Annotated in this window: 18 protein-coding genes; 7 read left to right on the plus strand and 11 right to left on the minus strand. The window is 70.5% G+C overall.

Annotation, left to right across the window (positions count from 1 at the left end; genetic code table 11):
• Nucleotides 1-86: 86 nt before the first annotated feature.
• From ACFORO_RS28225 to ACFORO_RS28235, 3 genes are all read right to left on the minus strand, one after another.
• The gene (locus ACFORO_RS28225; RefSeq protein ID WP_377873748.1) at nt 87-1,706 is read right to left on the minus strand and encodes an alpha/beta hydrolase; all 1,620 of its coding nucleotides are present in this window, start codon (nt 1,704-1,706) and stop codon (nt 87-89) included.
• A 437-nt stretch (nt 1,707-2,143) separates the two neighbouring features.
• Nucleotides 2,144-2,629, minus strand: a complete 486-nt coding sequence (locus tag ACFORO_RS28230; RefSeq protein ID WP_377873747.1) for an acyl-CoA thioesterase — start codon at nt 2,627-2,629, stop codon at nt 2,144-2,146.
• 571 nt (nt 2,630-3,200) lie between these two features.
• Complete coding sequence (locus tag ACFORO_RS28235; RefSeq protein WP_377873746.1) at nt 3,201-4,421, minus strand: MFS transporter; 1,221 nt, start codon at nt 4,419-4,421, stop codon at nt 3,201-3,203.
• Nucleotides 4,422-4,588: 167 nt separating this feature from the next.
• Between ACFORO_RS28235 and ACFORO_RS28240 the strand changes: the two genes are divergently transcribed.
• A complete protein-coding gene (locus tag ACFORO_RS28240; RefSeq protein WP_377873745.1) occupies nt 4,589-5,032 on the plus strand; it encodes a MarR family winged helix-turn-helix transcriptional regulator in 444 nt (147 codons plus the stop codon).
• Nucleotides 5,033-5,199: 167 nt separating this feature from the next.
• On the opposite strand, the gene ACFORO_RS28245 is transcribed toward ACFORO_RS28240, so the two are convergent.
• A complete protein-coding gene (locus ACFORO_RS28245; protein WP_377873744.1) occupies nt 5,200-5,835 on the minus strand; it encodes a TetR/AcrR family transcriptional regulator in 636 nt (211 codons plus the stop codon).
• Nucleotides 5,836-5,839: 4 nt separating this feature from the next.
• Nucleotides 5,840-6,340, minus strand: coding sequence for a M15 family metallopeptidase (locus tag ACFORO_RS28250; RefSeq protein WP_446681613.1), 501 nt, complete (start codon nt 6,338-6,340; stop codon nt 5,840-5,842).
• 466 nt (nt 6,341-6,806) lie between these two features.
• On the opposite strand from ACFORO_RS28250, the gene ACFORO_RS28255 reads away from it, so the two are divergent.
• The gene (locus tag ACFORO_RS28255) at nt 6,807-8,105 is read left to right on the plus strand and encodes a DUF1800 domain-containing protein (RefSeq protein WP_377873742.1); all 1,299 of its coding nucleotides are present in this window, start codon (nt 6,807-6,809) and stop codon (nt 8,103-8,105) included.
• 6 nt (nt 8,106-8,111) lie between these two features.
• Entirely contained in the window at nt 8,112-9,335 is a 1,224-nt protein-coding gene (locus tag ACFORO_RS28260) for a DUF1501 domain-containing protein (RefSeq protein WP_377873741.1), read from the plus strand.
• Here ACFORO_RS28260 and ACFORO_RS28265 read toward each other — a convergent pair.
• Together ACFORO_RS28265 and ACFORO_RS28270 are read right to left on the minus strand one after the other, a co-directional pair.
• The gene (locus ACFORO_RS28265; protein WP_377873799.1) at nt 9,324-10,628 is read right to left on the minus strand and encodes a sensor histidine kinase; all 1,305 of its coding nucleotides are present in this window, start codon (nt 10,626-10,628) and stop codon (nt 9,324-9,326) included. The genes ACFORO_RS28260 and ACFORO_RS28265 overlap by 12 nt on opposite strands.
• A 5-nt stretch (nt 10,629-10,633) precedes the next feature.
• Nucleotides 10,634-11,314: a response regulator transcription factor gene (locus ACFORO_RS28270; protein WP_377873740.1), complete on the minus strand. Its 681-nt coding sequence runs from the start codon at nt 11,312-11,314 to the stop codon at nt 10,634-10,636.
• A 324-nt stretch (nt 11,315-11,638) separates the two neighbouring features.
• On the opposite strand from ACFORO_RS28270, the gene ACFORO_RS28275 reads away from it, so the two are divergent.
• Together ACFORO_RS28275 and ACFORO_RS28280 are read left to right on the plus strand one after the other, a co-directional pair.
• A complete protein-coding gene (locus ACFORO_RS28275; RefSeq protein WP_377873739.1) occupies nt 11,639-12,055 on the plus strand; it encodes a hypothetical protein in 417 nt (138 codons plus the stop codon).
• A 200-nt stretch (nt 12,056-12,255) separates the two neighbouring features.
• Nucleotides 12,256-12,936, plus strand: coding sequence for a bifunctional DNA primase/polymerase (locus tag ACFORO_RS28280; RefSeq protein WP_377873738.1), 681 nt, complete (start codon nt 12,256-12,258; stop codon nt 12,934-12,936).
• Here ACFORO_RS28280 and ACFORO_RS28285 read toward each other — a convergent pair.
• Nucleotides 12,915-13,658, minus strand: coding sequence for a S1 family peptidase (locus tag ACFORO_RS28285; RefSeq protein ID WP_377873737.1), 744 nt, complete (start codon nt 13,656-13,658; stop codon nt 12,915-12,917). The two genes, ACFORO_RS28280 and ACFORO_RS28285, sit on opposite strands and share 22 nt — an antisense overlap.
• Nucleotides 13,659-13,842: 184 nt before the next feature.
• On the opposite strand from ACFORO_RS28285, the gene ACFORO_RS28290 reads away from it, so the two are divergent.
• On the plus strand, nt 13,843-14,757 hold the full coding sequence (locus ACFORO_RS28290) for a hypothetical protein (protein ID WP_354737043.1): 915 nt from the start codon (nt 13,843-13,845) through the stop codon (nt 14,755-14,757).
• A gap of 220 nt (nt 14,758-14,977) precedes the next feature.
• Here the strand turns inward: ACFORO_RS28290 and ACFORO_RS28295 are convergent, their stop codons facing one another.
• The 3 genes from ACFORO_RS28295 to ACFORO_RS28305 form a co-directional block, all read right to left on the minus strand.
• Nucleotides 14,978-15,940, minus strand: a complete 963-nt coding sequence (locus ACFORO_RS28295; RefSeq protein ID WP_377873736.1) for an ArsR/SmtB family transcription factor — start codon at nt 15,938-15,940, stop codon at nt 14,978-14,980.
• A gap of 176 nt (nt 15,941-16,116) precedes the next feature.
• Complete coding sequence (locus ACFORO_RS28300) at nt 16,117-16,977, minus strand: NAD(P)-dependent oxidoreductase (RefSeq protein WP_377873735.1); 861 nt, start codon at nt 16,975-16,977, stop codon at nt 16,117-16,119.
• 10 nt (nt 16,978-16,987) lie between these two features.
• Nucleotides 16,988-17,854, minus strand: a complete 867-nt coding sequence (locus tag ACFORO_RS28305; protein WP_377873734.1) for an NAD(P)-dependent oxidoreductase — start codon at nt 17,852-17,854, stop codon at nt 16,988-16,990.
• A 95-nt stretch (nt 17,855-17,949) separates the two neighbouring features.
• Here ACFORO_RS28305 and ACFORO_RS28310 point away from each other — a divergent pair.
• A partial coding sequence (locus ACFORO_RS28310; protein WP_377873733.1) for a BTAD domain-containing putative transcriptional regulator occupies nt 17,950-21,123 on the plus strand: 3,174 nt, incomplete at its 3' end.

Here is a 21,123-nt window from a genome sequence, read left to right on the forward strand (position 1 = left end):
GGCGGCACAGCGCGTCGGCCGGGCAGCGGGGTTCGATGCCCGGCCGACAGTGCCGATTCCTCAAGGCCGGAAAGGCCCTTGCGGGGTCAGGCTCCCGGGGGCACCGGCAGCGGCATGCCGGGAAGGTTCTGGTCGTTCGGCACCACGCCGTCGACCAGGTAGGCCTCCACGACGTTGTCTACGCCCGCGTTGCCGCCGGCGTAGATGCCGTGGTCGCCCTCGCCGGTGATGGTCAGCATCCGCGAGTTGTCGAACGCCTTGTGTGCGCGGCGCGCGCCCTCGATGGGCGTCGCCGGGTCGTGCTCCGATTCGACGATCAGCACCGGCGGAACGCCCTTGCCGTTGAGCACCGGCAGCGGGGCGGGGGTGTTCTTCCAGAACAGGCACGGCTGGATGAACCAGCCGGCGCCGAGCAGTGGCAGTTGCCGGTCGATCAGTTTCTGCGACTGCTTGACGGCGCTCTGGGGCGAACCGGTCCAGGGGCCTTCGTTGCACGGGATCGTCCAGAACGACGCGTCGTAGGAGTCACCGTCGGCCGGCACCATCAGCGGCTGCGGGCCGGACGTCGTGGTGCTCTTGTCGGCGGCCTTGACCCGCTGCGCGGCCGACGCTTTGGCCTGGGCCGAAGTGGTGCTTTGGGTCAGCGCGCGGACGTTGACCAGGTAGTCGGCCAGCCCCGGAAAGGCGCGCTTCGAGTAGATCTGCGCGGCGATGAACGAGTCGAGACCGTTGGCCGACACGTGCGATCCGTCGGGCAGGGTGACCGCGTTCTGGGTCAGGGCGTACCGGAGCTGCTCGTAGGTCTGGCGGGCCGCCTCGCCGGTGGTGCCGAAGTGGTAGAGCTTGTCGTAGTTCGCCATCCACGGCAGGAAGTCCTGCCGCCAGCGGCGCTCGAAGCCGAGCGGCTGCGCGTCGAACGACTTCTGCCAGGTCGTGGTGAACTCTGTCGAGGAGTCGAGGACGAACCGGCCGGTGCGCGCGGGGAAGGCCTGGGCGTAGTGCGCGCCCATCCAGGTGCCCGCCGAGTAGCCGACCCAGTTGATCTTGTCGCGGCCGAGCAGCACGCGCAGCAGGTCGATGTCCTTGACGGTCTGGTCGGTGTTGATCAGCGGGCCCAGTTCGCCGGACTTCTGCTGGCAGGACAGCGCCGCGTACTTCGTCGCCTGGAGGATCAGGTTCAGGTTCTGCTTGCTGCGGTCGCGCGGGTCGAGGTCCGAGCCGGTGCCGATGGCGCCGCCGCAGGTGATGTTGGTGCTCTTGCCGGTGCCGCGCGGGTCGAATCCGACGATCTCCTGGTGCTCGCGCAGCTTGGCCTGGTTGCGCAGCCGCGCCGGGAAGTTGCGTCCGGGAGCTCCCGGGCCGCCCGGGTTCGTGACGACGCTGGCTGTCGCGTTCTTGGTCGCCTTCAGCCGGCTGACCGCGATAGTCAGGTCGATCTGGGCGTTCGGCTGGTACCAGTTGCGCGGCGTCTTGTAGGTCGCGCACTCCATGTCCTTGGCGCCCTCGGGCGGGGGAGTCGGCAGTTCGGAGGGGACCGCGCACAGGTGCCAGTCCAGCTTCTGGCTCGCGTACTGCGCGGGGATGCCAGTCGAGTTCAGCGGCTGCTTGCCGGCGGCGGCCTCCTGGCCCGCGAAGGCGGGCGTGAAGCCGGCCAGCAAGGTGCCGGCGATCGCCGGGATCACCACCGCGTAGCGGAGTCGTCTCATATGGTTGCCCCTTTTGGGTATTTCGCCAGTGAACGGGCTATTCCTATAGCGCTGGCCAGGGCGGGACAACCGCCGTTGGTCGGTGGCGCGGAGTGCCGCGATCGAATCGGTACCGGACGGTCCCGGCGATGCTGCCGCAGTCCGGCGAACAGCGGTACCGCGGTTTCTCCGTCTTGGCATGCCGCGACGCCCGTGATCGTGCGGCATGCCAAGACGGTCTGGCCGCGTCGGCGGTGGGCCGATCGCTGCGAACCGGCTGCAGTCCGCGGAGGGGTCGGTCGCCGGTTCTGCTTCGCCGCAGGCAGCGCGAAACTGGCTAGCGGCGTGCACTCGGCTCGCCGCTAGCCAGTTTGGTCCGCGATGACCAAGGTTGCCGACGCTGCTCTCAGCTCCGGTTTCTCGCGGAATGCCGAAGAAGTTACGGACTGGCGCGGCGATTAGCCGGAAGCCGCGGCCTGGTGCAGATACAGGTTCTCCGACGACGGCCTGGCCCCCGGCACCGGGTTCGCGGCTCGCGGGGTTCCGGTGACGTCGATCGCCACGAACACCAGCTCCGCGGAAGCCACCGGCGTCGGCGGGGCCGCGAGGTCCTCGGGATCGTCGGCCCAGCCTGACCAATAGGTGGCGGTCACCGTGGTGCGGACTTCGATGGAGGTGTTGTTGACCCGCTCGATCTGCGCGCGGGCGTGCAGCAGACCGCCCTCGCGCACGGGGTTCAGGAATTCCATCTGCTTCACCGCGCGGGTCGCCGTCGGCCCGTTGCTGTACTCGAGGGTCGCGAGCCAGGCCGCGTGGTCGATCAGCCGGAAGATAACCGCGCCGGCGACGTCTCCCTGGTGGTTGAGGTCGGCGGGCTGGGCCAGGTGGGTCAAGGTGCGCTGAACGAGTGTCCGCGCACAGGGGGCGGACGAACTGGTGCTCATCTCGGTAGTCCTTTCGGTCGCCGGGTGGTTCGCGCGAAAAAATTCCGCGCGTCAGCGCGGTGGGAAAGCAGGGGAATTCAGGAGGCCGGCGGAAACTGTTCGTGGAATTCCGCTTGTCCCGACGAGACGCGTCCGCATGTCCGGGGGTCTCCCGGAGGCATGCCGAATTAGCCCGATCGGGGAACGGTTCCCGTTCGGGCGCGGGGGAATGCGCCGATAGAGCGCGTCGACGGTCAGTGGATGCTCTCTGAATCGATCCTAGCATGGGAGGTAAGTCGCTCCGCGCGATCGCGCCCGCTTCACGCGAACGACGGCCGAAACGTGAAAACCAAACGCATTATGCGATTTCGGGTGACGCGCGACCGTGATTCCGGAATCGCTCCGAGTGAAGGGCGGACGTCGGTAATCCATTTCCGGGGTGTGTCGTCGAGCGGGTTGCGGACAGCCTGTCTCGCTGTGGTATTCGCGGGAGCGTGGCCCTGCGGCGTGATCTGCTGGAACAGAAAAGCTCAGCTGCGGAATAAAGCGGGCAAGACCCAGGTGGGCGGCGTGGCGAAATTGACGGCTGCGTTCACCCGGTGTCTGCTGCCCGGCGCTTTCCGCTGGCGTGGGTGCGGTCGGTGGTCCAGGCGAGCGCGGCGAGGACGGGAAAGGCCGCCGCGGTGAGGGTGACCGCAGGCCAGCCGCCCCAGTGGTAGGCAAGGGTGCCGAGTTGGGAGCCGATGGCGCCGCCGATGAAGAAAGTGGCGATGTAGACGCTGGTGATTCGGGCGCGGGCGGCTGCGTCGAGTTGGTAGATGATGTGCTGTCCGAAGATCAGGGAGCACTGCGCGGCGCAGTCCAGCAGGATCGCGGCGGCGGCGAGAGCGACGATCTGGTGGGCGGCCAGGCCGGCCCAGACGAGAGCGGCTGAGGCGAGCAGGCAGGTCACGGGAGTGAGCCCGTGGGCGAGCCCTCGGTCGGCGAGGCGGCCCGCGAGAGGTGCGACGAGCGCGCCGGCGGCACCGACGAAAGCGAACAGGCCGATCTGGAGCTGGGAGTAGTTGTACGGTGCCGCGGCCAGGACATAAGAGATGGTCGTCCAAAACGCGCTGAAGGCGGCGAACATGCAGGCGTGGTAGCAGGACCGGCGGCGCAGCCGAGGATGCACGCGAACCAGGCTGGTGGTGGAACGCAGCAGCGCGCCGTAGGAATGGGTGCTGGTGGGCGCCCGGCGGGGCAGTGCGCGGCGCAGGACCAGGGACAGGATCGCCATCAGCGCGGCGGAGACCAGGTAGACGGCGCGCCAGCCCGCGACGTCCGCGAGCAGGCTGCCGACGGTGCGGGAGAGCAGGATCCCGGCGAGCAGTCCGCTCATGACCTTGCCCACCACGGCGCCGCGCAGGTGATCGGGGGCGAGGTCGGCGGCGTAGGGGACCAGGACCTGTGCGACGACGGAGGTGGCGCCCGCGACGAGCGCGGCGACGAGCAGAACGGTGAAAGTGGGGGCGAGTCCGCCCGCGGCCATGGCCAGTGCCGTGACGGTGAGCAGGACGGAGACCAGGCGGGAGTTCTCGATGCGGTCGCCGAGGGGGACCAGGAACACCATGCCGGCGGCGTAGCCGAGCTGGGTCAGGGTGATCAGCAGGCCGGCGGTCGAGTCCTGGAGCTGGAAGGTCCGGCGCAGCGTCTCCAGGAGCGGCTGGGCGTAGTAGAGGTTGGCCACGGTCAGCCCGCAGGAAACGGCCAGCAGGACGACCAGCCGGCCGGGCAGTGCTCGCTGTTGCGTATTCGGCTGGGCGGCTGCGGGCATGGTCTGTCTCTCCGGATACGGACGCGGGCAGGGTCGGAAGCCGGGTCGGCTCCACAAGTCGGCCAGTTCAGGGCGTGCTCTCTCGACCGAGCGGCCGACTGGTATAGAACTGAGGTTCTATATTGAATCTAAGTTCAATGTAGAACGCGACAGGTACGCTGTCAACCATGAAGAACCCGGGCGACCCGCTGCCTCAGGGGATCGAGATCGGTGCGCTGTCCAGGATCGTCCGGCAACACTTCGCCGACCGGATCGAGCAGGTCATCCACCCGCTGGGGCTCACCCTCGGGCAGTGGACGGTGCTGCGGGAGCTGAAGCGGGCGCCCGGCGCCTCCGCCTCGGAACTCGCGCGCGCCGCGGTCCACACGCCGCAGGCGGTCAGCCGCCTCGTCCGGACCCTGCAAGAGGAGGGACTGGTGGAGCGCTCCCCGGCCCGGGGCCGGGTGGTGGACAACCATCTCACGGCCAAGGGGCACAAGCTGGTGGACGAGACCTTCGTCCGGATCGAGGCCCGGCTGGCTCCGGCACTGGAGAAGTTCGGCCGGGCCGACGCCGAGGAGTTCCGCCGGCTGTCCCGTCTTCTCGTCAAAGCCCTGGAAGACTCGGCCTGAACCCGAGGCGCCAGGAGTCAGCGGAGACCGAGGGCGGAGCAGTGTCGCAGTCCTGATCTTGCCCTTGAGGCCAGTGAGGGCGGCGACGTTTTCGCGCGGTGGCTGGCTTTGGCCGCCGGATTCGCGGTCGCGAGAACAAGCTGTCGCGGAGACCTCCGGTGCTCGCGCTACCGCACTTTTTTGGTCGTCTTGCGGAGTTTGCCGCGGAGTGCGCGCAGTGCGATCGGTCCGAGGTCGTCGACCACCTCGATGAGCACGGCCAGCCGGTCGAGTGCGTCCAGGGCTGTCTGGCTTCCTTCCGGGTCGACGCCTTCGTAGAGCTCCAGTCCGACGAACCCGGCGCTCATCGCCCGTGCGAGGCCCACGGTGTCGATCGCCTCGGCTACCGGGGAGTCGGCCAGCAGCCTGGTCAGGGCGTCCTCGATCGGGGTGATCCACAGCTGCAGGGCCGTCGCGGTCGCTTCGGCGAGTTCGGGGTCGGCCTGCGCGCCGGCGAGCATCTGGGCGAGCACCGTGACGTTGCCCCGGGCGCGTTCGTCGGCATGCAGGGCGCGGCCGAGCGCGAGAAGCTGCCGCAGGTCGGTGACCTGGCCGAGGCGTTCGGCGAACGGTGCGACCCTGGCCTGGGTCGCGGCGAGGCACGCGGCCCGCAGCAGGTCGTGGACGGTGCCGAAGTGGTAGAAGACCAGCGCCTGGTTGACCCCGGCGGTGGCGGCGATGCTCCGGGCCGTGGTGCCGCCTAGGCCGTGCGTGCGGATCGTCTCGATCGTGCCGTCGATCAAGCGTTGTCGGGTGTCGGCCACGGCTTCACCGTAGAGGCCCCGACAGCCGGTGACCGACGGAGCCCGGGTGAGGCAGCCGCTGCGGAGGGCCGTCGGGCCGGTGCTCGAAATGCCACCACTCGTTGTCGTACACCCGGTACAGGTGATGGCGCGCGCCATGCCGCTCCAGCCAGCGCGCGCCTTCGACCGGGCGGATGTCCAGGGCGGTCCCCGCGACGTGCCGGGACTCGTCCGGCGGCAGCGCCCGCCGCCGGGCCGCCGCCGGCGACCCGCTCCGGCGGACCTCCGCGGCGAACAAGCGTTCCTGTTCCCCGGCATCCCGGTGTCCCGAGGTGAGTCCGATCAGCTCACCGTCTCGCCACAACGCCTGCGTGCGCGCCGCGGTGAACGCGGCACGGGTCGGCGGCGTCAGGCCGGTGAGGTCCTCGGCGGGAAAACGCACCGCCAGGGCCCATCGGCAGGCCGTACGCCGGGCTCGGCCCGGCGTGATCACGAACGCCACTGGCAGCAGCGCTGCTGCCAGCATCCGGGTAATCGCCTTGTACCAACGATCGCGGCGGTGTGCCCAACCGCGATCGGGACGGACGCTGGCCATTGCTACCCCCACTCCGGTCGTGCACGCGACCGCCAACCCGCTTTTGAGCAGTTGCTCAAATCAGAGCATAGACGAGATTTGAGCAACTGCTCAAGGGGCAGGTCGTCGACTTGAGCGCGTCGACGGGAGCCGGACCCGTCGGCTTCGGTCGCGGAATCCTTGTCGGCGGGCCCGGTTCCGGCGGGGCTGGCAGCGGTTCCGGTCAAAGGAATGCCGCTCGGCCTTGAGCAGACCGCAACTGCGGGCGGACTGAAGAAGGCGCCCGCACCGCATCGACAGGACCAGCCGGATGAAGGCGGTCTCGCGCGTACCGCGTCGAACCGGCCGGAGCTGTGGGTTCCCTTAAGGAAGTCCCCGGCTGCTGGCCATGCGCCCCGGGGGTCCCGAAGATCGGGGCATGGCAGTCATTTCCGAGCGCGCGGCGGTGCGTCGGCTGCACGATCGGCTGGGGTTCGGGCCCCGGCCGGGCGATCTCGACGCCGGGTTGGCCGCGACCATGGCGCGGCTGCTGGCCGCCGGGCCGGACGCGGGTGCGGAGGCGACCCCGCTTCCGGACGTCGGGGCGCCGCCCCCGCGGCCCGCGAAAGCGGACAAGGCGGCGAAACAGCAAGCCGCGCAGCAACTTCAGGGGCAAGTCACGCGTGCGGCGCTGTGGTGGCTGGACCGGATCGCGGCGGCCGACCTTCCGGCGGTCGAACGGCTGACCTGGTTCTGGCACGGGCATTTCGCGACCAGCGAGCAAAAGGTGCGCAGCCCGCGCCTGATGCTCGCGCAGAACCAGACCTTGCGGACGCTCGGCATGGGCAGCTTCACCCAGCTCGCTCACGCGATGATCGTCGACCCGGCCATGCTGCTGTGGCTCGACGGCAACAGCAACAAAGCCGGCAAGCCGAACGAGAACCTCGCGCGCGAGTTCATGGAGCTGTTCGCCCTCGGCGTCGGCAACTACACCGAGACTGATGTCCGCGAAGCCGCGCGTGCCCTCACCGGCTGGACCGCGACCCGCGAGAACCCGGCCGCTCATCTGGCCGCGCGCCGCCACGACTCGACGCCGAAGACCGTTCTCGGCCAGACCGCGAACTTCGACGCCGGCTCGTTCGTCGACCTCGTGCTGTCCCGGCCGTCCTCGGCGCCGTTCGTGGTCGGGCGGCTCTGGTTCCGGCTCGTCTCCGCGACGCCGCCGACGGCGGACACGCTGGCCCGGCTGGTGGCGGCATACGGACCGGGCCGCGACATCCGGTCTCTGCTGACCGCGCTGGTCAAGGAGGACGTGTTCCACGACTCGGCGACGTCTCTGGTCAAACAGCCGGTGGAATGGCTCGGCGGCCTGCTGCGCGCGCTCCGGGTGCGTCCGTCCGCGCTCGACGCCAAGTCCGGCGCCCAGCTGCTGACCGGGCTGCGGGGGATGGGGCAAGTGCCCTTCGAGCCGCCGAGCGTGGGCGGCTGGGCGGCCGGCGGTGCGTGGCTGACGACGTCGGCCGGCCTCGCCCGGCTGCATCTGGCGCAGCTCGTCGCGCAGCACGCCGACCTCGCCGCGGTGGCGAAAGCGCGGGACAAGCCGGCGGCGATCGGGGACCTGCTGGGGGTCGACGGGTGGTCCGACCGGACCCGCGCCTGTCTCAGCGGAGTCGCGAACGATCCCCGGCAGCTGGCGGCGATCGCCGCGTGTGCGCCCGAGTACGTGGTGAGCGGGTAGGAGACCATGAACAAACTGACTCGTCGGCGGTTCCTGTTCGCGAGCGGCGTGACGGCCGCCGGGGCGCTCGCGGCCGGTGCCACCCAGGTCGACTGGACGCACCTGATGTCCGCGGCCCAGCAGACCCCGCTCGACCCGAAGGACGGCGTCCTGGTCGTCGTGACGTTGTACGGCGGCAACGACGGCCTCAACACCGTCGTGCCCGCCGGCGACCGCGCCTACCAGAACGCCCGGCCGGAGCTGGCGTACCAGCCCGAGGACGTCCTCGACCTCGGCGACGGGCTGGGCCTGAACCCGGGCTTGAAGGGCCTGAAAGGCTTGTGGGACACCAAGGAGCTGGCGATCGTGCGCGGCGTCGGCTACCCGAAGCCGGACCACAGCCACTTCCGTTCGATGGCGATCTGGCAGACCGCCTCGCCGGACACGCCGGTGCCGACCGGCTGGCTCGGCCGGTGGCTCGACGGGTCCGGCGACGACCCGCTGCGCGCGCTGTCGGTCGAGCCGGTGCTGCCGCCGATGCTGGCCGGGGCGCAGACCGCCGCGGCGTCCATGCCGGTCGGTGGTTTGACGGTGCCGAAAGGCGCGCTGGGCAAGGCTTTTCAAGCACTCGGCGGTGCGCAGAACGGCGAGGGCTACTGGCAGGCGAAGGCGGCGCGTTCGATCGCCGACCTCTACCGCGCCGAGCAGGTCCTGGGCTCGGCGGCACACCCGGCCAAGGGCGCGCACAAGGCCGCCGGCGGCCGCAAAGACGGCGCGCTGGCCGCGCAGCTCGACGTCGTCGCCGGGCTGATCGAGGCCGGGGTGCCGACGCGCGCGTATTCGGTGTCGCTGGGCGGTTTCGACACGCACGCCGACGAGCGCGGCACCCAGCAACGGCTGCTCGCCGAACTGGACGGCGCGCTGACGCCGTTCGTGCAGCGGCTCGGCCGCACCGACCGCGGCAAGCAGGCCGTCGTGCTCGTGTACTCGGAGTTCGGCCGCCGGGTCGTCGCCAACGCCAGCGAAGGCACCGACCACGGTACCGCCGGTCCGGTTTTCGTCCTCGGCAACGGAGTGCGCGGCGGCTTCCACGGCGACGAGCCGAGCCTGACCGACCTCGCCGGCGGGGACCTGAAGGAAACCACCGATTTCCGCGACGTCTACGCGACCGTGCTGGAGCAGGTGCTCGGCACCGACCCGGGCCGGGTGCTGCCCGGCCACTCCGGCCGGCTGGAGGGCCTACTCGCCTAGCACCGGCTCCAATCCGGACAGGACGAACCGCGCGCCGCCGCCCGGAGCTTCGACGCACCGGAGGTCGCTGCCGTGGGCTCGCGCGAAGCCGCGCGCGATGGCCAGGCCGAGGCCGGATCCGCCGGAGTCGCGGTCGCGGGCGTCGTCGAGCCGGACGAGCCGGTCGAAGATCCGCTCCCGATCCGATTCGGGGACGCCAGGCCCGGTGTCGGTCACCGTGCACCCGTCCGCGGTGACGGTCAGCGTGAGGCTGCCTTGCCCGTGCATCGCGCGCACCGCGTTGTCGGCGACGTTGGCCAGGATCTGGGTGAGCCGGTCGGCGTCGCCGCGGACGACGGTGTCCGCCCCGGTCGCTTCGACGAGGGTTTCCGGGGCCAGCAATGCGATCCGGTCAGCTTGCGCGCGGGCGAGCGCGAGCAGCGAGACCGGCTCGCGGGCGATCTCGGCGCCGGCGTCCAGCCGGGCCAGATCCAGCAGATCGCTCACCAGCTTTCCGGCCCGTCGCGCTTCGCGGGCCAGCAGCAGCTGCAGCCGCGCGGCGTGCTCCGGGTCGCCGGACGCCTGCACCAGCGCCTCCGCCGCGGCCTGGACCCCGGCGATCGGCGTCCGCAGCTCGTGCGCGGCGTCGGCGACGAACTGGCGGGTCCGTTCTTCGGACGCCCGGGCGGTCTGCTCCGCGCCCTCCAACGCGTCGAGCGCCGAATCGAAGGCCGCCGCCGCGCGGCCGAGCTCGGTGTTCGTCCGGGTCGGCGTCAACCGGCCGCCCCGCCCGCCGGACACGATCGAGCGGGCGAGCCGGGTCATCGCGTCCAGCGGCGTCAGCGCCAGCCGGACGCCGACGAGCAGCAGGAGCGCGGTCGCGACGATCGCGGCGAGCCCGGTGATCAGCAGCAGCTTTCCGAGCCGTGCTTCGGCGCCGGCGACGATCGAATCGTCCGCGATCAGCGTCAGCTTCGCGCCGTCGATCCGCGCCGGACCGGTCAACGTCGCCTTGACCTGCTTCAGCCGCGATCCGGCGGGCGGCGCCGGTTCCCCGACGACCGTGCCGTCCGGCAACGCCAGCCGCCCGTGCACGCCGGTCGTTTCGACCCGGCGCAACAGGCTGCGCGGGCTCACGTTCTGCCGGGCGAGCTGCTGTGCGAGCTGGGCCCGTCCGGCCAGCACCCGGTTCACGTCCTGTTCGGCCTGGGCGCGGAACACCGCGAACACGACGAACCCGACCAGCGCCAGGACCGCGACCAGCACGAGCAGCGAGGAAACCGTGACCCGGCGGTACAGCGAGCCCGTCTTCATCCGGCTCACGGACGGTCACCGCGCAGCACGTAGCCTTGCCCGCGGACCGTGTGCAGCAGCCGCGGCCCGTGCGCTTCGAGTTTCCGGCGCAGCGTGCTGACGTTCACCTCGACGAGATTCGCGCTGTACTCGTCGTAACCCCACACCGCGCTCAGGATCTGCGCCTTCCCGACCACGCGGTCGCGATGCACGGCCAGATACGCCAGCAGCTTCCACTCGGTGACCGTCAGTTCGACCCGCTCGCCGCGGCACAGCGCGAGCCCGGCGTCCAAGTCCACGACCAGATCGCCGACCTCGACCGCCGGCTGCGCCCGGCCCGTCCGGCGCAGCACCGCGGTGACTCGCGCGACCAGTTCGGCCAGCACGAACGGCTTCACCAGATAGTCGTCCGCGCCTTCGCCGAGCCCGCGCAGCCGGTCCTCGACGCCGTCCCGCGCGGTGAGCATGACGACCCCCGCCGCGCGGTGCCGCCGGACGACCCGCAGCAGCGCGAACCCGTCGCGTCCGGGCAACAGCACGTCGAGCACGACCAGATCGGGCCGGAAACGGGCCAGTTCCGCTTCGAGTCGTTCGCCGTCGGGCAACGTCCGCACCGCGAACCCCGCCGCCCGCAACGCGACTTCCACCGAAAGCCGGATCGCTTCGGCGTCCTCGACGAGGAGGATGCGCGGTTCGCCCTGGACCATGGCCGGAGTCTAGGCGTCCCGGCGGCGCCGCGACGCGGACCGCTGACGGCCGCGCGGCAATCCGGAGCGCGCTGAACGAGATCAGAGTGCTGGCAGCGGGTCACTCTGACTCGGACTCTTTCGAGCCGGAAAACCTGGCGCGCGGTGTCAACTGCCGGGTGGTGTCCGCGACCTTGCCGTGTCGCAAAAGCTGTTGCGGGACAGCAAGATTCCGCTGTGGAGGACGGCGTCAGCGAAGATCTTCGCGTCGGCCGCGACTGCTCTGGGCACCGCTATGGTGTTCGGTCGAGCAATGCCCGAGTGACACCTCTTGGAGTGCCGAGGATGGAAGTCGTCGAGAAGGAGCTTCTGGAGAACGGCTATCCGAATTTGCGCGATGTCGTTCCGCTGATTCCGGACTACGACTGGTGCTGGTGGGTGCTGGAGGTCGAAGCGCTGGGGCTGGCTGACGCGGTGGTCGAAGAACTTTTCGGCGGAGGTGGGGCGTCGCGGCCCGGGATCGCCTGGCCGGGCGTGGTTCGGCTGGCGGAGGGGATAGGCCAGTCCATCGACGTGCTGGTGGTGGCCACTCGTTCGGAAGCGGACTACGTCCGGGAAGAGCTGGATCGGGACGACTTCTCGCGCTGCCTGGTGCTGTTCCGGATCTTCGATTCGGGCGAGGCGGCTCTGGGCGTCAGCGCGGACGTGCCCCAGGGCAGAGAGATCATCGAAGGTTTCCTGGCGCTCTGGGACCGGGGCTGACGGTCTTCGCGCCTGCGTCCCGGGTCCGGGGCGACCGCTCCCGGTTTGCTGCCGGTTCCCGGGCGGTTTTCTGGCTGGTCTGGGACGCGTCGCGGTCCCATGGTGGTCGGTGGCACTCCGGCAGCCGGTTCCCGCCAGTCCCGCGCAGTCCACCGTGAACCGCGCGGTCCGGGCTTGATCTCTCGGAAGGGATTCTCGCGATGACCCTTGTTGCGCGTGGCAGCCGTTCGCGCTGCTTGGCCGGGGACCACGGAGCCGCGTTGCGTGCGCTGCGCGCGGCGGCCGAGAACTACGCCGCACGGGGCTGGCCGGTGCTGCCGGGGCCGGTGTGCGACGGGCTGACCAGCTGGGATCCGGTCACTCTCGAGCTGCTCGGCGGCCGGGAGACCGCGGTGTCGCGGTCCGGCGCGACCGTCGACCGCCGCGTTATTTCGGAGTGGTGGTCTGCGCATCGGCAGGCGATTCTCGCGCCGGTCGGGCGGCAGTTCGAGGTCCTGCGCACTACGGCCCACCTCGGCTGGCGGACGCTCGCCGCCTTCGAGGGCGGCTTGCCGCTCGGTCCGGTGGCGTTGTCGCCGCACGGGGCGTACTTCTTCGTCGAGTCCGGCATCCGCGCGGACCGCGAGCCGGCCCCCGGGGTTGAGGTCCTCGCGCCGGGAGACCTGGTCGTCCTTCCGCCGAGCAGGGTTGTCTCAGGGGTCGTGTGGTGGCGCATTTCCCCGGCGGATCGGGACACGTTAGGCGACGGCGCCGCGATTCTGGGCAAGCTGGCCGAACTTTCCCGCGAATCCGGGTGCGAACCGCGACAGCCCGGGCCGGAGGGGACACGCACCAGCCCCTCCGGCCCGGGCCGCGCAGGTCAGACCCCGGAGGTCTGCTGAATCCAGTCCCGGCCCGCGGCCACGCTGCCGTAGGTCGTCACGCTGGAACGGTCGCTCGTCGAGCACACGCCGACCTGCACGCCGTCGTCCACCATCGGGCCGCCCGAATCCCCGCCTGCCACCGCGCCGTTCGGCGTGCTCGCCGTGATCGCGGGGCCGCCGGAGTTGTCGCTGTCCTGGGTGTTCGAGATGGTGACCACGGCCTGCTTCAGCACGCTCGACTGGTGGTGGCCCTCGTCGGAGCTCTGCGTGGCGCCCCAGCCGTAGACGGTGGCGCTGTCGCCCTCCTGCGCGTCGTTGGAGCTGCTGGCGAGGCGGGCGAACGTGCTGCCGCCGTCGGTGTTCAGCTTGATCAGCGCCAGGTCGCCGCCGGAGTAGAGGTAGGTGGAGGAGGCCTTGGCGTGCACGCCGCCGCTGGCGCTGTTGGAACCGATGTAGAGGTCGATGTCCGTGAGGCGCTGGCCGTTGTTGTCGTACATGCAGTGCTTCGCGGTGAGCACCCAGCGGCTGCCGATCAGCGTGCTGGTGCAGAAGAACGTGTACCCGTTGGCGTGGCCGTTGAACCGCGTGATGTAGCCGGGGTTCTGCGCGGTGCTGCCGCCGATGATCGACGGCTGGGCCTCGGGCGTGGCGGGGCTCGCGGACGCGGGGGTCACGGCGGCCGCGCCGAGCACCGCGCAGGAACCGGTCAGCACGGCGAGGGCCCGGGTGAGTGCGCGCATGTCGCTCCTTGGGGAAGGCGTTTCCGATGGGGACGCTTCCGAACGTAAGCAGCGCGGCGGGACAGCGGAATCCGCCGAAACGCCCGTGACGGGCAAGCGGCGGCGACGCGACTTTCGACGGGTTGCCAACCGGTGAATCAATGCCGACAATCCGTCTCAGTCCGTTTTTTCCAGGAGGGGCGAAATGCGGTTGTTCGCCCCGGCTCCGATGCGGGAGCGGCTGGCCCAGGCACTGGCCGAAGGCCCGTTCGAACGTGCCCTCTCGCTGGCGATCGAGCGCAGCGGCCTCGGCTTGGCCCGGCTGCGCGAACGGCTCGCGGCGTCCGGCGTGCCCGTCAGCACGACCACGCTCAGCTCGTGGCGCACCGGCCGCAGCCGTCCGGAGCGGCCGGAATCGTTGCGGGCACTGGCTTTGCTGGAACCCGTGCTGGACGTGCCGCCGGGTTCGCTGCGCGCCCTGCTGGACCGGCCGCGCACCGGCGGCCCGGCCCCGCGCGCGGCGCGATGGGACCGGTTGTGGGAGAACCGCAGTCTCCTTCCGATGGTGCTGAATTCGTTCGAGGATTCTTCGCCGGAATCGGTGAGCGTGCACGAGACACTGCACGTCGACGCCCAAGGCCGGATGCGCAGTCTTCACGTGCGAGAAGTGCTGCGGGCACTGGACGAACCGGCGTTCGTGCGCATTGTCGCGTTGCGGGGATTCACGCCCGGACGGTCACCGGAACTGGTGTCGGCACGGTATTGCCGTCCGGGGATCGTGCAGGCGACGCCGGAGCAGGCGTTCTCGGTGACGGAATTGGTGCTGGACCACCCGCTGGCGCCGGGCGAGACGGCGATCGTGGAGTACCGGTTCGCGTTCCGGGACGAGGAACCGGACTCGCGCTACGACCGGCGGTTCCGGCTGCCGATCGCGGAACACCTGCTGGAAGTGCATTTCGATCCGGCGGCGCTGCCCGTGGAATGCGTGTCGTACCGCCAGGATTCGCCGGTGGGGCCGGAACTGGAGACCGCGGAGGTGCGGGTGCGCTCCGGCGTGCCGGCGCATGCGATCCGGACCGGGCAGGGGCCCGGGATTCACGGCATGCGGTGGCGCTGGTGATCCGGTGACCGTCCGCGATCCACTGCGGACTGATCCTTTGTGGACAGAAGATGGCCTCTGTCTTGGGCGGAGCGCTTCGCGTGCGGGCGGCTATTGAGGGTTTTCCTGACGAGCAGCCAGTTTTGGCGGGGATCGCTTGGTGGACGCGGCCGAATCGGTGGGCAAGCGTCATCGCCGTTGTTTCCGCGCTCGTGCTCGGCGTGCGGATCCTTCCGGTTGACTACCGCGCCTCGAGAAACGCCCTCCCCAACGGCGTAAGCGAATGCTGCACCCCCGCCCCCTCCCGAGTCGTCGTAATCAACCCAGCCGTCCGCAACGTCTTCGTGTGCTGGCTAACCGCCGCAGGCGAAACCCCCAACCGCGTAGCCAGCGCCGTAGTAGAAGCCTCCGCCGCCAACTCGCACAGCAACCGGGCCCGCGTACGACCCACCAGCCCCGCTAGTTGATCCTCCCGGGTACCCACCGGTTCATGCGGCACCAGCCCCACCGCCGGGCAGACCAGCATCGGCCGCTGGGCGGCGTCGATGAACGTCACCGGCTCGCCCCAGCAAAAATGGGCAGGCACCAAAACCAAACCCCGGCCGTCCAAGGACACCGTGCGGTCACGCGGATAGTCCGCCTCCAGCACCGGATTCCGCCACCGGATCGACGGATGCAGATTTCCCAGCAGCGCCTCGACCCCACCGCTCAGCAACTGCTGCGCATACCGAGCCCGGTCGGCCTCGACCCGCCGGTCCAGGATCGGCCGCGCAGGCCCGAGGACCAGGTCGCTGTACTCGCGCAGCGCATGCACGACGTCGCGCGTGCTGCCGTCGGCATAGACCGTGCGGGCCCAGCGCGGCACGCGGCGGTGCCGGGCGAAAGTGCGGACGATGTCCTCGCGCAGGGCGGCTCTCGGCTGGGCCAGGATGGTTTCGAAGTGGGCTCCGACGTCCGTTTCGTCCAGCGCGGGCGTCAGGAAGTCCGGGAAGTTCCCGGCCGGGACCAGTTCCGCGGCGGCCTTCAGGCAGCGCCAGCGAGCAGGGGCGCGCCGGGCGCCAGTCAGGACTGTCGCTCGCCAACCGCGGTACTCCAGGGGCAGGTGAGGGTCCTGGAGACTGTTGATGCTCAGAATCAGCTCCCACGTCGGGTGCGCGCCGCTGGCCACTCGCACCCGGCACAGGTCTTCGGCTGTGAAAATCATGCGCAGCATCGAAACCACCCCTGGTCCGCGCCTCCCCAGCGCGGCTCTGGGTCCAGGATGCGGCCCGGGACCGCGGTCTGGGAAGCGTCCTCCGCCGACCGGCGCGGATCCGTCGGCGGGCGGGGCCGCGGATTCGGCGGGGCTGAACGACGGCGGCTTCCCAGACCGCGAGCGGATCAAGCCTTGCTGCGGATCGCGTCGATCAGGCTGGACCAGCTGTCCCGGCCGTGCCCAGCCGCGATGGCGCGGTCGTAGTGCTCCTTGACCGCGGCGGGCAGGGCCGTGTCGATGCCCGCGTCCCGGCTGGCGGCGAGGACGTGGTCGGCCGTCGCGCCCATCATCTTGGCGTTCGCCTGGTCGCCGGGGTGGGTGCCGCTGTCGACGTTCTTCGCGGTCTCGTCCAGCATCGACTGCGCGAGCGCCAGCAGTTCCGTCGCGTACGGCACCAGCGTCGCGGCGGACACCCCGGCCGTGCCGACGAGCGCGGCGGAGTGCAGGAACGCCGAGAGCGTGGTGAGGAACAGGTCCAGCAGCGACTGGTAGTACAGCTGCGCCAGGCCCGGGTCCGCGCCCCGGTAGTCCGGCCGTCCGATGACGCGCAGGGCAGGCTCGATCCGGTCGAACACCGGCTGCGCGCCGCTGTAGAACACGAACGAACCCTCAGTGCCGACGACCGGCGCGGGCACCATGATCCCGCCGGCGATCATCTCCGCACCGCGCGCGGCCAGCCATTCCGCGGCCACTCGCGTCCGCTCCGGCGTGTCCGAGCTCAGGTTCACCACGATCTTGCCCCGCAGCGCGTCCTCGGTCGGCGCGAGGATGTCGTACATCGCCTGGTAATCGGTGAGGCTGAGAAGCACCAGTTCGTTCGCGGCCAGCGCGTCCACGACCGTTTCCGCGCGCTTCGCGCCCGCGGCCACCAGCTCGTCGGCGCGGCTCGCGGTGCGGTTCCACACTGTCACCTCGTGGCCGGCCGCCAGATAGGACCGCACCATGGCCTGGCCCATCGGGCCGAGACCGATCAACGTCACATTCACGGGTTTCTCCTTATTTCTTCAGCAGTTCGATGACGCTCGTGAGGTTTTCCGCGCCGTGGCCGTCCGCGGCCCGGCGAAGGAGCAACTGGTGCAGCGGCGCGAGCAGTTCGGAACTGACGCCCTGGTCAGCGGCGGCAGCGGGCAGGTTGTCGAACGCGGCGGCCTGCATCCCCAGGTTCGACACGACGCCCTGGGTGTAGTCGCCGCTGTCGATTTCCTTGGCGGCGTGTTCGGCGAAGGCGCCCATGGCGGTCAGCCATCCGCTCAGCAGCGGCGCGAACTCGACCGCCGAGAGGCCTTCGCTGCGGATCAGCGCGTAGGCCTGCAAGATGCCGATGAACTGGCCATACATCCCCGACAGCAGCGCGAGGTCGTGCAACGCCGCCAGCCCCGGGTCCTCGCCGACGTAGTTGCTGCCGCCGAACGCGTCGAACGCCGCGCGGTGCGTGTCGAAGAGGTCCTTGGGCCCGCTGTAGAACACGAACGCGCCCGGCTGCCCGATCATCGGCGGCACCGCCATGATGCCGCCGTCGAGGAACTTCCCGCCCTGCTCCGAGACCCATTCGGCCAGCTCGCGCGCCTGCCGAGGGGTGCCGTTGGTCAGGTTCACCACCGTCTTGCCCGCCAGCGAAGCCGTGCCGAGCACCTCGCGCACCGACGCGTCGTCCAGCAGGCAGGCGAGCACCAGCTCGCTCGCCGCGACCGCTTCGGCGGCCGACTCCGCCGCCACGGCACCCCGTGCCACCAGCGGCTTCGTCTTGTCCGCCGAGCGGTTCCAGACCGTCACCGGCCGTCCCGTCCCCAGCAGCGCGCCGGCCAGCGCACTGCCCATCGCGCCGAGCCCCAGCACGGTCGCCGAGGTCGTGTTCCCGGACATGTCGTCCCTCCAGTTCGTCGATCTGCCGACCACGGTGCCGAGGCGTACGCACGGTTCGCTGGGGGTCCGCGCACGGGTGCGGTTACGGTGGGTCTGTGCGATTCGGCATCCTGGGGCCCTTGGCCGTGAGCAGCGACGACGGCGAGCCGGTCCGGGTGCCCGAGGCCAAGGTCCGGACCCTGCTCGCGGTTCTTCTCGTGCACGAGGGCCGTCCGGTGTCGGCGGACCGGCTGGCGGACGACCTGTGGGGCGACCATCTGCCCGGCAACCCGGTCAACACGCTGCAGACGAAGGTCTCGCAGCTGCGGCGCGCGCTCGAAGCCGCCGAACCGGGGCAGGGCCGTGCGCTCGCGCATCAGGCCCCCGGCTACGTCCTGCGGGTCGAGCCGGAGGCGGTCGACGTCGGACGGTTCCGCGCGCTGACCGCTGCAGCGGACACTGCGGAGGACTCGCGGTCGAAGGTCGCGCTGCTCACCGAAGCGCTGGCGTTGTGGCGGGGCCCGACGCTCGCCGAGTTCGCCGACGAACCCTTCGCGCAGCCGGTGATCCAGCGGCTCGAAGAGGATCGCCTTGTCGCGCAAGAAAACCTCGCCGACGCCCGGCTCGCTCTGGGCGAACATGCCGCGCTCACCGCGGAACTCGCCGACCTCGTCCGGCAGCATCCGTTGCGGGAACGCTTGCGCGCTCTCCAGCTGCGCGCGCTGTATGCGGCGGGGCGGCAGAGCGAAGCGCTGGCCTCCTACGACGAGCTGCGCCGCCGTCTCGCCGATGAGCTAGGCCTGGATCCAGGCCCGGAACTCACCGCGCTGCACCGGTCGATCCTGGCGCAGGACCCGGCGCTGACGGCCGTCGTCCCGCAGCTTCCGGTACCGCTCACCGAACTGGTCGGCCGGACCGCCGCGGTGCGGGCCGTCAGCACGCTCGTCAGCGAATCTCGCCTGGTGACGCTCACTGGACCCGGCGGTGTCGGCAAGACCCGGCTCGCGCTGGAGACCGCGCACCGGCTCGGCGGCGACTTCGCCGCGGGCGCGTGGCTCGTGGAACTCACCGGCATGGACCGGCACGAATGCGCGCTGAGCCAGTGCCCGCCGATCGAGTGGGTCGTCGAGGCGATCGCCGCGACGCTGGGGATCCGGGACGCGGCAGTTCCCTCCCCGGCGGATCCCGTGCAACGGCTGGCCGAGTCGTTGCGGGGCAAGGAAACCCTCGTTGTCCTGGACAACTGTGAGCAGCTGATCGAGCCGGTCGCCGCGCTGACCGCACGACTGCTGGCGGCCGCGCCCGGCCTGCGGATCCTCGCCACCAGCCGGGAGCCGCTCGGGATTACCGGGGAAACACAGTTCCCCGTGCCGCCGCTGGACCACGACAGCGCCGCGCGGCTTTTCACCGCGCGGGTCGCCGACACCGGGTGCACTGTGGACAGTGCCGATGCTGCCGCGGTCGCGGAGATTTGCCGGAAGCTGGACGGATTGCCACTGGCACTCGAACTCGCCGCGACCCGTGTGCGCGCGCTGGGCGTCCCGGAGTTGCTGCGTCGCCTGGACGATCGTTTCCGCCTGCTGGACACCACCCGTCGCGGCGTACCTGCGCGGCAGCAGACTTTGCGCGCGATGATCGACTGGAGCTGGGAACTCCTGAGCGAGCCCGAACGCCTTGTGCTGCAACGGTTGTCGGTGCATACCGAAGACTGTGCGCTCGACGCGGCCGAGGCGGTCTGTGCTGGCGACGGTGTCGAAGAGGGTGAGGTATTGGGTCTGCTGGCGAAGCTCGTCGACCGCTCGCTGGTCGTGCCCGCGAACAACGCGCGGTACCGGCTGCTCGAATCGGTGGCGGTTTACGGCCTGGAGCGGTTGCGTGAGGCCGGTGCGGTCGAAAAGACACGGCGTCGGCACGCGGAGTACTACGTCCAGCTCGCCGGTGTCGCGGACGCCGGTCTCCGTAGCCGAGACCAACGTCGCTGGCTGCAACGACTCGACGCGGATCTGCCGAATCTCCGTGCCGCAGCGGAAAACCTGGCGGGTTGGGGGAGCGCCGACGACGCGTTGCGGCTGGCGAACCGGCTGTCCTGGTACCGGTTCCTGCGCGGCCGGATGGCCGAGGCGATGCGTTCCCTGCGCGCCGCGCTCGGCTTGCCCGGCGGCGATCCTGAACTGCGCGCGGAAGCTCAGGCGACGCTCACCGCGCTCGGCATCCTCGCTGGCGATCGGCCGGACTGGCGTCCCGTGGCCGAACAGCCGATGAGCGCCCGCGCCAAGTGGTTCATCGGCTACGCACTGTCCACAGTGGCCGATCTGCCCGGTGCCGAACCGCTGACCCTGGACGCCCTCGCCGCCTTCGAAGCCTCCGATGACCGATGGGGGATCGCTGCCGCTAGCGGCGACCGCGCGAGCCAGGTGTTGTCGAGAGGCGATGTCGCGGCAGCATGGCGTTACGCCGATCGTTGCGCGGATTTGTTCGCCGAGATCGGTGACAAATGGGGTCAGCTGCAGGCGATTTTCGCGCAGGGCGCACTCAGTTCCCTCGCAGGGAATTACACGCGCGCCGAGGAGATCCACATCGAAGGATTACGGATCGCCGAGGAACTGGGCTTGTGGCCGGAAGCGTCGTACCAGCTGTCGTGGCTGGGCCGGGTAGCGTTGCTGCGCAAGGACTACGCCGCCGCCCGCGAACTGCATGACCGCGCTCGCGAGGTCGCCGCGGAGCACGGCTTCACGCCGGGGGAAATGTATGCGCTGACCGGGCTGGCCCTCGGCGCCCGCCGCGAGGGCGACCTGGATCTCGCTGAGCGGCATTTGCGGACACTGCTCGAGTGGAACAAGCAGGTCGATTTCGAACCGGGGAACACCTTGATTCTCGCGGAACTCGGTTTCGTCGCCGAATTGCGCGGAGACCCGGACAGTGCGTTGCGAAGGCAGCGGGAAGGTTACGAGATCGCCCACCGGGCAGGGGACCCGCGAGCGATCGCGCTGGCGTTGGAAGGGCTGGCGGGCGCACATGCGTTGGCCGGTGCGGCTCGCGACGCCGCACGGTTGCTGGGCGCGGCCGCGGCGTCCCGCGCCGGGGTCGGCGCTCCGCTGCCCGCTGCGGAGCGGGACGACGTGGACCGGATCACCGCCCGCGCGAGCGGCGTTCTCGGTGCGGAGGAATTCGCCGCCGAGTTCCGCGCGGGCGGCGAGCTGGGAGAACCACTTACGGTCCGTGAAGGGCTCCTTGAGGGAATCAGAGTCCAATGCCTGGGACTTAAGCGGCTCGTGGTTGGGCGGTGGTGG

This window comes from Amycolatopsis halotolerans (assembly GCF_042647905.1).
In the GTDB taxonomy this organism is placed as follows: Bacteria; Actinomycetota; Actinomycetes; order Mycobacteriales; family Pseudonocardiaceae; genus Amycolatopsis; species Amycolatopsis halotolerans.

What these genes read in the sequence shown, in the direction of transcription:
- ACFORO_RS28265 (WP_377873799.1), bottom strand. Translation starts at nt 10,628, where the DNA reads ATGAAGACGGGCTCGCTGTACCGCCGGGTCACGGTTTCCTCGCTGCTC.
- ACFORO_RS28305 (WP_377873734.1), bottom strand. Translation starts at nt 17,854, where the DNA reads ATGTCCGGGAACACGACCTCGGCGACCGTGCTGGGGCTCGGCGCGATG.
- ACFORO_RS28285 (WP_377873737.1), bottom strand. Translation starts at nt 13,658, where the DNA reads ATGCGCGCACTCACCCGGGCCCTCGCCGTGCTGACCGGTTCCTGCGCG.
- ACFORO_RS28225 (WP_377873748.1), bottom strand. Translation starts at nt 1,706, where the DNA reads ATGAGACGACTCCGCTACGCGGTGGTGATCCCGGCGATCGCCGGCACC.
- ACFORO_RS28255 (WP_377873742.1), top strand. Translation starts at nt 6,807, where the DNA reads ATGGCAGTCATTTCCGAGCGCGCGGCGGTGCGTCGGCTGCACGATCGG.
- ACFORO_RS28260 (WP_377873741.1), top strand. Translation starts at nt 8,112, where the DNA reads ATGAACAAACTGACTCGTCGGCGGTTCCTGTTCGCGAGCGGCGTGACG.
- ACFORO_RS28235 (WP_377873746.1), bottom strand. Translation starts at nt 4,421, where the DNA reads ATGCCCGCAGCCGCCCAGCCGAATACGCAACAGCGAGCACTGCCCGGC.
- ACFORO_RS28290 (WP_354737043.1), top strand. Translation starts at nt 13,843, where the DNA reads ATGCGGTTGTTCGCCCCGGCTCCGATGCGGGAGCGGCTGGCCCAGGCA.
- ACFORO_RS28270 (WP_377873740.1), bottom strand. Translation starts at nt 11,314, where the DNA reads ATGGTCCAGGGCGAACCGCGCATCCTCCTCGTCGAGGACGCCGAAGCG.
- ACFORO_RS28275 (WP_377873739.1), top strand. Translation starts at nt 11,639, where the DNA reads ATGGAAGTCGTCGAGAAGGAGCTTCTGGAGAACGGCTATCCGAATTTG.
- ACFORO_RS28295 (WP_377873736.1), bottom strand. Translation starts at nt 15,940, where the DNA reads ATGATTTTCACAGCCGAAGACCTGTGCCGGGTGCGAGTGGCCAGCGGC.
- ACFORO_RS28230 (WP_377873747.1), bottom strand. Translation starts at nt 2,629, where the DNA reads ATGAGCACCAGTTCGTCCGCCCCCTGTGCGCGGACACTCGTTCAGCGC.
- ACFORO_RS28250 (WP_446681613.1), bottom strand. Translation starts at nt 6,340, where the DNA reads ATGCTGGCAGCAGCGCTGCTGCCAGTGGCGTTCGTGATCACGCCGGGC.
- ACFORO_RS28240 (WP_377873745.1), top strand. Translation starts at nt 4,589, where the DNA reads ATGAAGAACCCGGGCGACCCGCTGCCTCAGGGGATCGAGATCGGTGCG.
- ACFORO_RS28280 (WP_377873738.1), top strand. Translation starts at nt 12,256, where the DNA reads ATGACCCTTGTTGCGCGTGGCAGCCGTTCGCGCTGCTTGGCCGGGGAC.